Here is a 13039-nt window from a genome sequence, read left to right on the forward strand (position 1 = left end):
GTCATTTCCTAGATCAAACCTCCACAGGCCGTGGCTCACCTCACACTTCGATTCCGGCACTCCCGCCAACGACATCGACACATTGCGATGCCACCAGCACCCTCCGCGATCGAATCCGAGGCAATTCCCGTCACCCCGACCCCCCACCCGTGACCCCGGCCACAAGGGTCCGTTGGGCAGGACGGCCGGGCCGTCCCCGCCGCCGGCTCGAACAGAGCCGGGCCTCGGCCACCCCCGTCCACCCCGTTCGACCCCGACACCGCACCGAGGAGAAACCCAGTGCCGCGCATGCTCGACGTCAGCGACGAGGTCCGTTCCGAGATCGGCGACGACGAGGCCGACCGCCTGCTCGGCGGCGCCCACGCGCCCGACAGCTACGAGTGCACCTCCTGCCGCACCCCCGGGGACGCGCTCCAGGAGCCCACCAGCACCGTGCTGTTCGTCGGCGAGGAGACGGCGGTGCTCGCCTTCGCGCACGCCCGCTGCATCCCCTCCCAGGTGGTCCCGGTCTCCGAGGAGCAGCTGGCCGGCGCCGTCCGCAGCATCAGCCAGGCCCAGGGCGACCCGGCCTCCGGACCGGACGGCACGGCCCGCCCGCAGCCTCCGCTCCCCGCCCCGGCGGCCGACCCGGCGGCCGGGCGGCCCGGCGCGCCCGGCCAGGCCGCGATCCTCGGCATCACCTGCGGACTGGTGCTGCACGGCGACACCGGCCACGCCTCCCTGGTCGTCGAGCCGACCGGACCGGTCGGCCGCCCGGGCAACACCACCGGCGAGGACGAGTTCCTCGACCTGCTCCAGGACGCGGGCTTCCAGCCGGTCACCGACCTCGACAAGACGCCGGACCAGCTGCCCGGCTGGTCGGTCCTGGTCGCGATGGGCAAGCTGCACGCGGTCCTCCAGCCCGCAGCGGCCGGGGGCAGCACCGGGTGGTGGCAGGCCCACCAGCCGCTGCAGGTGACCGACGCCTGGCGGTTCGCCGCCAACCAGCTGGGCGAGGTCACCATGTACGCCGTCCCGGCCGGGACGGTCGGCCGGCAGCCGCGCGAGGACCTGCTGCGCCAGGCGCTGGAGCGGGCGGTGGCGCTGGGCCAGGTGGTCGCCGCCTCCCTCCCGCTCGCCGGCACGTGAGCCGTCCCGCGGGCGCACGAGCCCGCGGCGGGGCGGCCGGGAGGGCCGGGAGGACCGCTTCCCGGCCCTCCCGGCGCCCGCATCCCCCGGCGCCCTCGCTCGTTGGGCCCTGCGTGTACAGCTACGACGTCCCCTCCTCCTCCCGGCGGCCCGCCACCGCCTCCCGCGCCATCCCGGGCATGCGCCCGTCCTACGACGCGGAGCACCCGCATTCGGCGACACCGATCTACGACGAGCTGTACTCCGAGTACCGCCGGCTCTTCCGCGCACTGCCGGGCGACCGCTCCGGCGAGGAGGACCTGACGTTCACCGGCTTCGCCGTCCGCGACACCGCTCCGGCCCGCACCGAGCCGCGCCCGTACCCGCCGCAGCACCAGGCGTTCCAGACGTATGCGGGCCAGCCGATCGGCATCCCGCAGTTCGTGCCCGGCCGCCCGGGCGGACCCGACCACGGCAGCGCTCAGCCCGACCAGCCGGCCTTCGACCGTGCCGGCCACGGCCGCCACGGCGAGCATGCCGGCCACGGCGACCACGACAGCCGCGGCGGCCACCCCGGCCACCCGACGGGCCCGCAGGAACACAGCCCCGCCCCCCACGCCGGCCGGAGCGGCGGCGCCGGCCGGCCGGCCGGCCCGTACACGACCGGCTTCCACCCCGCCCCCGCCCCCGGCCGGCCGGCGGGCGCCCAGGCGGGCACCGGCCAGGGCTGGGTCGCGAGCGGCTACCTCGGCGCCGCCCCGCCGCCGGTGGCCGCGCACGTCCCCGCACCGCCGCCGGTGACGGTTCCGGTGCCGGCCCCCGCCCCGGCCGTCGGCGCCGCCTTCGGCCACGCCGACCCGGGCCCGCCCGGCGGTGGCGGCCGGCACCGCAGCCTGCTCTCCCTCCCCCCGGGCCGCAACGGCGAACAGCACTGACCCCCCGAGGCGCCCCGGCACGGCCCCAGGGCCGGGCCGCCGTACGCGAGGCGGCCACCACGCGCCCGACGGCCTCACACACGAGGGCCCCGCCGGCCGGTCCCATGACCGGCCGACGGGGCCCTCGCGCACCGCCTGCTGCTACTCCTGCGTCCTACTTCTTCTTGCGCTTCTCGCGCACCCGCACCGAGATCGAGATCGGCGTGCCGACGAAGCCGAACTCCTCGCGCAGCCGGCGCTCGACGAACCGCCGGTAGCCCGCCTCCAGGAAGCCGGAGGCGAAGAGCACGAAGCGCGGCGGACGGGTGCCCGCCTGGGTGCCGAACAGGATGCGCGGCTGCTTGCCGCCCCGGATCGGGTGCGGGTGGGCGGCCACCAGCTCGCCGAGGAAGGCGTTCAGCCGGGCCGTCGTGATCCGGGTCTCCCAGCCCTCCAGCGCGGTCTCGATCGCCGGGACGAGCTTCTCCATGTGCCGGCCGGTCTTCGCCGAGACGTTGACCCGGGGGGCCCACTGCACCTGGACGAGGTCGCGCTCGATCTCGCGCTCCAGGTAGTAGCGGCGCTCCTCGTCGAGCTGGTCCCACTTGTTGTAGGCGATGACGACGGCGCGCCCGGCCTCGACGGCCATCGAGATGATCCGGGTGTCCTGCTCGGCGAGGGCCTCGCTGGCGTCGACGAGGACGACCGCGACCTCGGCCTTCTCCAGCGCGGAGGCGGTGCGCAGCGAGGCGTAGAAGTCGGCGCCGGCGGTCAGGTGGACCCGGCGGCGGATGCCGGCCGTGTCGACGAACTTCCAGGTCTTGCCGCCCAGCTCGATCATCTCGTCGACCGGGTCGCGGGTGGTGCCGGCCAGCTCGTTGACGACCACCCGCTCCTCGCCGGCGACCTTGTTGAGCAGGCTGGACTTGCCGACGTTCGGCCGGCCGATCAGCGCGATGCGGCGCGGGCCGCCGGGGGCGGCGTCGCCGAAGGTCTGCGGCGGGGCCTCGGGCAGCGCGTCCATCACGGCGTCCAGCAGGTCGCCGGAGCCGCGGCCGTGCAGGGCGGAGACGGGGTACGGCTCGCCCAGGCCGAGCGACCAGAGGTAGGCGGCCTCGGCCTCGGTGGACTGGCCGTCGACCTTGTTGGCGCAGAGCACGGTCGGCTTGCCGGCCCGGCGGATGATCTTGATCAGGGCCTCGTCGGTGTCGGTGGCGCCGACGGTGGCGTCGACGACGAACAGCACCGCGTCGGCCTGCTCGATGCCGAGCTCGGCCTGGGCGGCGACCATCGCGTCGATGCCGAGGACGTCGATCTCCCAGCCGCCGGTGTCGACGACCTTGAAGCGGCGGCCGTTCCAGGCGGCCTCGTAGGTGACGCGGTCGCGGGTGACACCGGGCTTGTCCTCGACGACGGCCTCGCGGCGGCCGATGATGCGGTTGACGAGGGTCGACTTGCCGACGTTCGGGCGGCCGACGACGGCCAGCACCGGCAGCGGGGCGTGGCTGCCGACGCCGAGGCCGTCGACGTCGTCGAGGTCGAAGCCCTCCTCGGCGGCGAGCGCCATGAACTCGGCGTAGTCGGCGGCGTCCAGCTCGCCGTGGCCGGCGGTGGAGTGCTCTGCGGTCATGTTCGTACTGTCCGTTTCCCGGCCCGCCCCTTCCCAGGGACGTGCCGTGCGTACCTGCCCCTCCGGGGCAGCGCGAATGGTTCCGGGTGCCACCATGGCACCCCGTTCATCGGATGGTCGACGACGGTCGACCGTTCCCGGGTGGTCCGGGCCGCCCGGGTCGTCCGGGCGGTCCCCGGCCGTCCGGGCTGTGCTCAGACGGCCGAGAGCGCGGCCCCGGCCCGCTCCGCCACCAGCGAGGTGATCCGGTCGATCACCTGCTCCAGGGTGAGCGCGCTGGTGTCCACCAGGACCGCGTCCGCGGCCTGGGTGAGCGGGGCGGTCGCCCGCGAGGAGTCCGCCGCGTCCCGGCGCGCCAGGTCGGCGGCCATCGCGCTGATGGTCGCCTCGTCGACGCCCTTGGCCCGCAGCTCGGCGGCCCGGCGCTCGGCACGGGCCGTCTCGGAGGCGGTCAGGAAGATCTTGACGGTGGCGTCCGGGAAGACCACGCTGCCCATGTCCCGGCCCTCGGCGACAATGCCGCGCGCGGCGACCCCGGCGCAGCCGCGCTGCAGCTCGACCAGCCGTGCCCGCACCGCCGGCACCGCGGCGACGGCGCTGACCTGCGCGGTCACCTCGGGGCCGCGGATCGGGCCGGCGACGTCCCGGCCGTCCACGGTGATGGTCGGGCCGTCCGCGTCGGTGCCGGACACGATCACCGGCTTGCCGCAGGCGAGGGCCACCGCCTCCGGGTCGTTCACGTCGACCCCGTTGGCCAGCATCCACCAGGTCATCGCCCGGTACATGGCACCGGTGTCCAGGAAGCTCAGGCCCAGCCGGGCGGCGACCGCCCGGGAGACGGTCGACTTGCCGGAGCCGGAGGGTCCGTCGATGGCGACGACGACCGGGGCGTGCGCTCGGTCGGCAGTGTCCACGGCGCGAACCTCTCTCTGAGTCTCTGAGCATGGCAACCCGAACTGCGGGGATGCCGGGGATGGTCTCTACAAGGTTAATGGACCGCCGCACGACCCGGCCCCGCCGGTGACCGGCCCGCTCCGCTCTCCCCGCGCCCCGCCCCTCACCGGGAGCACCCCGGAGCACTGGGAGCGCCGTGGAGCACCGCGAGCACCGCTAGGACAGCGAGCACTGTGCCGGCACCGTGCGGACATCGCCAGAAGAGCGAGCACCGCCGCGGCGGCGAACGGTGCCAGAACGGGTAGCGCCGCTAGGACGGCGGGCACCGCGCAACCCGACGGGCGTCAGTCCCGGACGCTCCACCCGCTCGCCCGCAGCGCGGCCGTCAGCGGCCGCACCGCCGTCGGCGCCACCGACAGCTGGACGAAGCCCACCTGCTGCCCGGTGGAGTGCTCGATGTCGACGTCCTCGATGTTCACGCCCGCCGCGCCGACCTCGCCGAACAGCCGGCCCAGCTCACCGGGCTGGTCGCCGAGGACAACGGCGACCGTCTCGTACCGGGTGGGCGGCGCGCCGTGCTTGCCGGGGATCCGGGCCTGGCCGGTGTTGCCGCGCCGCATGACCGCCTCGATGCCCGCCGCGCCGCCGCGCCGGTCGGCCTCCTCGGCGGCCTGCAGGGCGCGCAGCGCGGTGACCGTTGCGCCGAGGTCGGTGGCGACCTCCTCCAGCACGTCGGCGACCGCGCCGGCGTTGGCGGAGAGGATGTCCACCCACATCGCGGGGTTGGAGGCGGCGATCCGGGTCACGTCCCGCACACCCTGGCCGGAGAGCCTTATCGCGGTCTCGTCGGCCTTCTCCAGCCGGGCGGCGACCAGCGAGGAGAGCAGCTGGGGGGCGTGCGAGACCAGCGCGACCGCGCGGTCGTGCGCGGCGGCGTCCATCACGATCGGCACGGCCCCGCAGAGCGCGACCAGTTCGAGGACGGCGTTCAGCGTCTCGGTGTCGGTGTCGGCGCTGGGGGTGAGCACCCACGGCCGGCCCTCGAAGAGGTCCGCGCGGGCGGCCAGCGGCCCGGACCGCTCCCGGCCGGCCATCGGGTGGCTGCCGATGTAGTGGACGGTGTCGCAGCCGAGCGCGGCGACCTCGGCGCGCGGGCCGGCCTTGACACTGGCGACGTCGGTGTAGCAGCGCGCGAGTCCGCGGCGCTGGCAGTCGGCGAGCACCTTGCCGACCAGCGCGGGCGGGACCGCGATGATCGCGAGGTCCACCGGCCCGTCGGCGGGTTCGGTGATCCCGGCCCCCAGCGAGGCGGCGGTGCGGGCGGCGTCCGGGTCGGCGTCCTCCAGATGGACGGTCAGGCCCCGTCCGGTGAGGGCGAGCGCGGCGGACGTGCCGATGAGTCCGGTACCGACGACGGCGGCTGTGCGCATGGCGGGGTGGCTCTCCTCACGGAACTGCGCGGAAGTGGAACGCGTCGGCACCCATCCTCCCCCATCACCGCCACCGCCCGTGCCGCAACCGCACCAACGCCCCCGGCCGTCCCCCCTCACGCGGCCCGCGCCACCGCGGCGCCCGCCGTGCCGCCCGCCCGCCCGCCGCGCACCGCGAAATCCGGGGACGCGGGCACCGCCGCACGGCAGGATGGGCCGCCGACGGTACGCGACGAAGGGGTTGGCCGGGTGAACGATCAACACAGCAGCGACCAGCATCGACCGCACAAGGACGGCACCGGCCGGGCAACCGACGGCGCCTCCGTGCCCTCCGTGCCCTCCGTGCTGGACTCCGTGGTCGTCCACGCCGTCGGCGCGGTCTGCCGCCGCCGGGCCCGCGCGGCCCTGCCCGCGGACGGACGGCTCCGGCTGACCGGCCTGCCCGAGGGGCTCGACGAACGCTCGCTGCGCGCCCGGGTCCTCGCCGGCCCGGCCGGCACCGCCGTCACCGAGGCCCGTCTCGAAGCCGTCGCCGCACTCCGCGAACCCGCCGAACTGCCCGAGCTGCGCCACCGGTTGGAGGCTGCCGAGGAGCATCTCGACACCCTGCGGGAGCAGCGCCGACTGGTCCTCGCCACCATCACCGAGACCACCGCGCTGCGCGCCGTCCCGCCGCCCCGCCGCCGCGACGAGCCGCTGCGCCGCACGCCCGCCGACGCCTGGCTGGAGCTGGCCGAGTTCGTCGACGAGCGCCTCACCGAGTTGCACGGGCGCGCCGGGCGCCTCGACCGCGAGATCGAACTCGCCGGCCACGAGATCACGGTGCTCAACGAGCAGGTCGTCCGGCTGTCCCCCGACGAGTGGCACGAGCCCGTCGAGACCACGACGACGGCCCTGCTCACCCTCACCACCGCCACCACCACCCCCGCCCCCACCACCCCCGCCCCCACCACCGCCGAACCGGCAGCCGAGCTGGAACTCGAACTGGAGTACACCGTCCGGGCCGCCCGCTGGGTCCCCTCCTACCGGCTCTCCTACCGCCAGGGCGCCGACACCGGCCGACTCCTGCTGCGCGCCTCGGTCGCCCAGCAGACCGGCGAGGACTGGACCGGCGTCCGGCTCGCCCTCTCCACCGCCGACCTCGACCGCCGCACCGAGCTGCCCAGGCTGCGCTCGCTGCGGATCGGCCGCAGCCAGCCGCCCCCGCCGTCCTCCGGCTGGCGCGAGCCCCCGGCCGGTCTGGCCGACCTGTTCACCGGCTACGACGCGGCCGGCCCGGCACCGATCAACCCCCTCCGGGTGCCCAGCGGAGCCGCCGGCGGCGCGTTCGCCGACGAGCCCCGGCTCACCGCCACGGTCGCCCCGACCGTCGCCGCACCGCCGCCCCCGCCGCCCGCCGCCGCACCGGCGCCGCAGCCCCCGGGCGGTCCCGCCCGCTCCCGCTCCCGTGCCGGCGGCCTGCGCGCCGCCGACGAGCTGAGCGGGCCGGGCGGACCGATGGCCGAAAAGGTGGCCTACGCCGGCTACGGCGCGCCCCCGCCCGCCCCCGGCGGCGCCCCGGGCCACGACACGGCGGCCTTCGCCGGGGCCGGCGCCCCCGCCCCGTACGCCCCGCTCACTCCCCCGTCCGGCCCGCCCGTCCCGGACGAGCAGCTGCTCGACTACCCCGCGCTGGAGCTCTTCGGCCCGGACACCGCCGCCGACCGGCGCGGCACCCTGCACCACCCGCCCCGCCCCCGCGCCACCGGCCACCACGCCACCGGCCCCCGCAGCGCCCCCGAGCACCCCGCCCCCGGGCTGGAGCGCCTCCCGCTGCCGCACCACGCCGTGCCGCCGCGCGTCTCGGCCGGCTCCTTCGACCACCGCTTCGACGCCGCCGCGCCCGCCGACCTCCCGTCCGACGCCACCTGGCACACCGTCACGATCGGCGAGATCCCGGTCAGCGTGAGCCCCGAGTACGTCACCGTGCCCGCCGTCGAGGAGCGGGTCTACGCCACCCTGGTGATCGCCAACGCCACCGCGCAGGCCGTGCTCGCCGGCCCGGTCGAGGTGACCGTCGACGACGAGTTCCTGCTCACCGCCGCCCTGCCCACCCTCGCGCCCGGCGGTGTGCGCCGACTGGGCATCGGTGTCGCCGAGTCGGTCGAGGTGACGCGCCGTACCGAGCTGCGCGAGTCCACCGCGGGCATGCTGAACAGCAGCACCGTGCTCGACCACCGGGTGCACGTCGAACTGGCCAACCGGCTCGGCCGCCCGGTCACCGTCGAGGTCCGCGAACGGGTGCCGGTCAGCTCCGACGCCGACATCCGGATCGAGGAACGCCCCGGCTGGCAAGCACCGGACGAACCGTCCACCGAGTGCCCGCCGAGCACCCGGCTCCGACGGGTCGAGCTGCCACCGGGCGGCCGGGCCGAACTGGACGCCGGCTACCAGATCAGGATCCCGGCCGGAAAGGCCATCGTCGGCGGAAACCGGAGGAACTGAACGTGACCGTCACCCCCCTCCCCGGCACCACGCGTCCCGCGACGCCGCTGCCCGTCACCGCCGTCACCTGTCTGGAGGACCGCGCCCAGGTCGAACGCGCCGCCACCGCGGAGCTGGCCGCCGGCGTCCAGCGGCTGCGGCTGGGACCGCTCACCGCGCTCGCCGTCGACCGCACCCTGCGCGCCGAGTCCGCCACTCCGGGCGTCCGCGTCCTGGACGCCCGGATCACCCGCGCCTGGACGCCGCGCGCCCCGCTGCCGCCCGGCCCGGAGGACTCCGCGCTGCGCCACCGGCTGCACGCCCTGGAGGAACGCGAACGCGCCGAGGAGCAGCTCGCCGACCGGCTGGAGGCCCGGCTGGCGCTGCTCGCCCAGCTCTCCGCCGACCTGCTGCGCGAGGTCGGCGAGGGTGCCGGCGTCGGCGAGGTCGAACGCGTGCGCTGGCACCGCGAGCTGAACCGGGTCGACGCCGAGCGCGAGCGCTCCGGCGAGGAACTGCGCGCCACCCGGGCCCGGCTGCGCAAGCTGGCGCTGGAACAGGCCGCGGCACGCACCGCCGTCGCGGAGGCCGAGGAGGAGCCCGCCGAGCTGGTCGCCCATCTGGAGCTCACCGTCGAGGCCCGGGAGGCCGGGCCCGCCCGGCTGACGGTGGGCCATCTGGTGCCCTGCGCGCTCTGGCGGCCGTCCTACCGGGCCACCCTGGCCGAGGGCGTGCTGCGGCTGGACTCCGAGGCGGTGGTCTGGCAGCGCACCGGAGAGGCGTGGACCGGCGCCCGGCTCACCTTCTCCACCGCCCGCTCCGCCCTCGCCACCGAGCCGCCCGCGCTCGCCGAGGACGTGCTGACGCTGCGCGAGCGCACCGCCGAGGAGCGGCGCACCGTGGAGGTGGAGCTGCGCGAGGAGACGATCTCCGAGCTGCGCCCGGACGGCGCGCTGCCGGGCGTGGACGACGGCGGCGAGGTGCGGGTGCTGACCGCCCCGGCGCCGGCCACGGTGCCCTCCGACGGCCGGGCGCACCGGGTGCCGCTGAGTTCCTTCACCGGGGCCGCGCACAGCGAGTACGCCTGCGCGCCGGAGCTGTCCCCGCTGGTCACCCAGGTGGTCCGGTTCCGCAACACGGCCGGGCACCCGCTGCTCGCCGGACCGGTCGAGCTGGTCCGCGGCAGCGGCTTCACCGGGCGCGGCCGGCTGCCGTTCACCGCGCCGGGCGCGGACGCCGAGCTGTCCTTCGGCAGCTCGGACGGCTACCGGGTGGTGCGCGAGACCGACGAGCGCCGCTCCACGGCCGGCCTGAGCCAGCGTTCGGTGACCACCCGCACGGTGCGGCTGCACCTGTCGCGGTTCTCCGGGCCGGAGGAGCACGACGAGCAGCTGGTCGCGGTGCGCGAGCGGGTGCCGGTCTCCGAGGTGGCGGCGGTGGAGGTGCGGCTGCGCAAGGAGGAGTGCTCGCCCGCGCCGGACGCCTTCGACGCCGAGGGCGTCGTGCGCTGGGACGTCCCGCTGGGCCCGGGCGCCCGCCGCTCGCTCACCCTGGTGTACGAGGTCTCCGCCTCCGGGAAGGTAGCCGGTCTCTGAGGGCGGGCCGGGCCCGGGCGTGCGAACCGCCGCCCGGGCGAGCGCCCGGGCCCGGCCGGAGCGGGTACAACAGGAGCATGATCCTGCACCTCGCCCCCCTGGACGACTGGCTGGCCGATCCGGGCCGGCCGTACGCGACCGCCTCGCTGCTCACCGACGGGTTCATCCACTGCGCGGCGGACGAGCAGACCGCGCTCGCCGTGGCCAACGCCTTCTTCGCCGACGCCCGCGAACCGCTGATGGTGCTGCTGATCGAGGAGTCGCTGGTGGAACCGATGGTCAAGTGGGAGGCCGCGCACGGCGGACCGCCGCCCGGGGCCACCCCCGGGGTGCTGTACCCGCACATCTACGGGCGGCTGAACCGTACGGCGGTGGTCGGCCTGGAGAAGGTCGAGCGCGGCCCGGACGGCCGCTGGGCCTCGCTCTCCCCCTGGAGCTGACGCCCGCGCACCGGTCGGCGGCCAGGGCCTGTCTCCTGGATTTCGGCGGCCCCGGCAAGGATCCAGGAGACAGGTCCTACAGCCAGCCCCGTTCCCGGGCCGCCATGCCGGCCTGGAAGCGGGTGGTGGCGCCCAGCTCGCGCATCAGCGACTGGAGCCGGCGCTGGGTGGTCCGGGCGCTCCAGCCCAGCGAGCGGGCGATCGACTCGTCGGTGAGGCCGGCCGCCAGCAGCCCCAGCAGCTTGCGGTGGTCGGCCTCCGGCTCCAGCGTCCCGTCGCCGGTGCCGATCGCGGCCTGCAGCTGGACGGCGCGTTCCCACTCCGCCTCGAACAGCGTGTCCAGTGCCTGGAGCAGCGCCGAGGGGTGGATGACGTAGGCGGCGTCGAGGACGCTGTCGCCGACGCTGATCGGGATGATCGCCATCCGGTCGTCCGACATGACCATCTTCATCGGGAGCACCGGCCGGACCCGGGCCTCCTCGCCGTCGGCGACTCCGACCAGGATGTTCTTCTCCAGCCGGCCCGGCCAGGCCACCGCCTCCCGGTCGTAGACGGTCCGGAACCGCACGCCCTCCTTCAGCCGCTGGCGCTGCAGCGGGATGTTGGCGACCGGGTCCTGGATGTAGGGCGGGCAGTCGAAGCCGCGGATCTGGTACTGGCTGGTCTCGGTGATGTGTTCCAGCCGCTGGGCGATGGCCTCGCCGCCGGTCAGCACCTCGACCGAGTGCGCCGGGTCGGTGTAGCGCGAGGCCTCCCGGAAGGCGTCCATCAGCCGGTGCATCTCGGCCCGGGCGTGCCGCAGTTCGGACTCCCGGTGGCCGATCAGCGTGCCGATGGCGACGTCCGGGGCGACCGGCAGGAAGCGCTGGCGGTCCACCGGGGCCCGGGTGGCCATGCCCTGCTGGGCGAGCCGGTCCAGGGCCCGCAGGCTCTGCTGGAGGGTCAGGCCGCAGAGCCCGGCGAGGTCCTCGGCCGTGGACTGCGGGTTGGCCACCAGCGTCGCGTAGACCCGCCCGTCCGGTCCGGCCAGTCCCAGAGCGCTGAGTGGTGCATCGGACACGGCGTCGCTCCCCGTTCGACTCTCGCCCCGCGCCGGGTGGCGCAGTCCCGCCACCCGGCGGGTCGTGGTCAGGTGGCCATACTCGGCCACGGGTCCTGGGGCTGACAAGGCGATCACGGCCGATGCGGCCCGCTTCACAGCAGGATCCGCCGGACGACGGAGGGCCTCCCCGCCGAGTGGCGGGGAGGCCCTCCGGGGACCGTCGCGGCAGCCGTTACAGCCCGACCTCGCGCATCAGCTGGCCGACCTCGGGGTTGGTCAGCCGGCGCAGCCAGCCGGACTTCTGGTCGCCGAGCGCGATCGGCCCGAAGTGGGTGCGCACCAGCTTCTCGACCGGGAAGCCCACCTCCGCCAGCATCCGGCGGACGATGTGCTTGCGGCCCTCGTGCAGGGTCACCTCGACCAGGTAGTTCTTGCCGACGTTCGAGATGACCTTGAAGCTGTCGGCCCGGGCGTAGCCGTCCTCGAGCTCGATGCCCTTGGCCAGCTGCTTGCCCAGGTCGCGCGGGATCGGCCCCTGGATGGCGGCCAGGTAGGTCTTGGTCACGCCGTACCGGGGGTGGGTGAGGCGGTGGGCCAGCTCGCCGTGGTTGGTGAGCAGGATGATGCCCTCGGTCTCGGTGTCCAGGCGGCCGACGTGGAACAGCCGGGTCTCCCGGTTGGTCACGTAGTCGCCGAGGCACTGGCGGCCGTCCGGGTCCTCCATGGTGGAGACCACGCCGGCCGGCTTGTTCAGCGCGAAGAACAGGTAGGACTGGGTGGCGACGGTCAGGCCGTCGACCTTGATCTCGTCCTTCTGCGGGTCGACCCGCTTGCCCTGCTCGGTGACCCGCTTGCCGTTGACCTCGACCCGGCCCTGCTCGATCAGCTCCTCGCAGGCGCGCCGGCTGCCGATGCCGGCCCGGGCCAGCACCTTCTGCAGGCGCTCGCCCTCGGGCTCGCCGAAGGTCTTCGGCAGCTTGACGGCCGGCTTGTCGTGCCGGGCCAGCACCGCGTCCTCGATCCGGGCCTGCAGCTCGCGCGAGCGCTGCGGCTGACGGCGCGGGTCGCCCGGGGCGCCCTGGCCCTCCCGGCGCGGGCGCGGGGCCGGGCCGGGCCGGCGCCCGGCGAAGCCGCCGCGGGCCGGGGTGGCGTTGGGGCCGCCGCCGTACTCGGGGCGGTCGTACTTGCGCTCCTCGGGCCGCAGCGGGCGGTCCGGGTAGCGGCGGTCGTCGCGCCGGTCGTCCCGGCGGTCGTCGCGGCGGCTGTCGCGCCGGTCGTCCCGGCCGTACGAGCCCGAGCCGCCGCGCGGGGCCGAGCCGCCCCGGCCGCCGCCGGAGCCGCCGCCGTACGAACCCCCGCGCGCGCCGGAGCCGCCGCGGCCCGAGCCGCCCCCGTAGGAGCCGCCCCGGCCGCCCCCGCCCTGTCCGCCGCGACCGCTGCCGCCGCCGCTGCTGTTCCTGCCGTTGCCACTGCTACGCATCAAAGTGTCCGTACGTCGTTACCGTCTGGGCTGTGCGGTCGTTT

General features: G+C 75.9%; 10 protein-coding genes. 5 read left to right on the forward strand and 5 right to left on the reverse strand.

Translation table 11 applies throughout. The annotated features are described in order from the left end of the window. The first annotated feature begins 279 nt into the window (after positions 1-279). Both ACFVUH_RS32565 and ACFVUH_RS32570 read left to right on the forward strand, forming a co-directional pair. On the forward strand, positions 280-1128 hold the full coding sequence (locus ACFVUH_RS32565) for a hypothetical protein (RefSeq protein WP_355374103.1): 849 nt from the start codon (positions 280-282) through the stop codon (positions 1126-1128). A gap of 113 nt (positions 1129-1241) precedes the next feature. Further along, positions 1242-2042: a hypothetical protein gene (locus ACFVUH_RS32570; RefSeq protein WP_387917071.1), complete on the forward strand. Its 801-nt coding sequence runs from the start codon at positions 1242-1244 to the stop codon at positions 2040-2042. A 154-nt stretch (positions 2043-2196) separates the two neighbouring features. On the opposite strand, the gene der is transcribed toward ACFVUH_RS32570, so the two are convergent. The 3 genes from der to ACFVUH_RS32585 all read right to left on the reverse strand — a co-directional run bounded on the left by der (position 2197) and on the right by ACFVUH_RS32585 (position 5975). Then, entirely contained in the window at positions 2197-3651 is a 1455-nt protein-coding gene (gene der, locus ACFVUH_RS32575; protein ID WP_387917073.1) for a ribosome biogenesis GTPase Der, read from the reverse strand. A 194-nt stretch (positions 3652-3845) separates the two neighbouring features. Beyond that, positions 3846-4565, reverse strand: coding sequence for a (d)CMP kinase (cmk, locus tag ACFVUH_RS32580; RefSeq protein WP_387917075.1), 720 nt, complete (start codon positions 4563-4565; stop codon positions 3846-3848). Positions 4566-4889: 324 nt separating this feature from the next. Next, positions 4890-5975, reverse strand: a complete 1086-nt coding sequence (locus ACFVUH_RS32585) for a prephenate dehydrogenase (protein ID WP_387917076.1) — start codon at positions 5973-5975, stop codon at positions 4890-4892. Positions 5976-6224: 249 nt separating this feature from the next. On the opposite strand from ACFVUH_RS32585, the gene ACFVUH_RS32590 reads away from it, so the two are divergent. The 3 genes from ACFVUH_RS32590 (at position 6225) to ACFVUH_RS32600 (ending at position 10473) form a co-directional block, all read left to right on the forward strand. Then, on the forward strand, positions 6225-8459 hold the full coding sequence (locus ACFVUH_RS32590) for a DUF4139 domain-containing protein (RefSeq protein ID WP_387917078.1): 2235 nt from the start codon (positions 6225-6227) through the stop codon (positions 8457-8459). Positions 8460-8461: 2 nt separating this feature from the next. Next, complete coding sequence (locus ACFVUH_RS32595) at positions 8462-10033, forward strand: DUF4139 domain-containing protein (RefSeq protein ID WP_387917079.1); 1572 nt, start codon at positions 8462-8464, stop codon at positions 10031-10033. 77 nt (positions 10034-10110) lie between these two features. After that, on the forward strand, positions 10111-10473 hold the full coding sequence (locus ACFVUH_RS32600) for a DUF952 domain-containing protein (protein WP_355374120.1): 363 nt from the start codon (positions 10111-10113) through the stop codon (positions 10471-10473). 76 nt (positions 10474-10549) lie between these two features. Here ACFVUH_RS32600 and ACFVUH_RS32605 read toward each other — a convergent pair whose 3' ends face one another. Both ACFVUH_RS32605 and ACFVUH_RS32610 read right to left on the reverse strand, forming a co-directional pair. Continuing rightward, on the reverse strand, positions 10550-11533 hold the full coding sequence (locus tag ACFVUH_RS32605; RefSeq protein WP_387917081.1) for a transcriptional regulator: 984 nt from the start codon (positions 11531-11533) through the stop codon (positions 10550-10552). 214 nt (positions 11534-11747) lie between these two features. Further along, positions 11748-12995 (reverse strand): pseudouridine synthase, encoded by a 1248-nt coding sequence (locus tag ACFVUH_RS32610; protein WP_387917083.1) that lies wholly within the window; start codon positions 12993-12995, stop codon positions 11748-11750. Positions 12996-13039: the final 44 nt, after the last annotated feature.

Origin of the sequence: Kitasatospora sp. NPDC058032 (genome assembly GCF_042885845.1) — a bacterium.
Taxonomy (GTDB): Bacteria; Actinomycetota; Actinomycetes; order Streptomycetales; family Streptomycetaceae; genus Kitasatospora.

Excerpts from the sequence above, each read along its gene's own strand:
- der (WP_387917073.1), bottom strand. The coding sequence starts at position 3,651 with ATGACCGCAGAGCACTCCACCGCCGGCCACGGCGAGCTGGACGCCGCC.
- ACFVUH_RS32585 (WP_387917076.1), bottom strand. The coding sequence starts at position 5,975 with ATGCGCACAGCCGCCGTCGTCGGTACCGGACTCATCGGCACGTCCGCC.
- ACFVUH_RS32600 (WP_355374120.1), top strand. The coding sequence starts at position 10,111 with ATGATCCTGCACCTCGCCCCCCTGGACGACTGGCTGGCCGATCCGGGC.
- ACFVUH_RS32610 (WP_387917083.1), bottom strand. The coding sequence starts at position 12,995 with ATGCGTAGCAGTGGCAACGGCAGGAACAGCAGCGGCGGCGGCAGCGGT.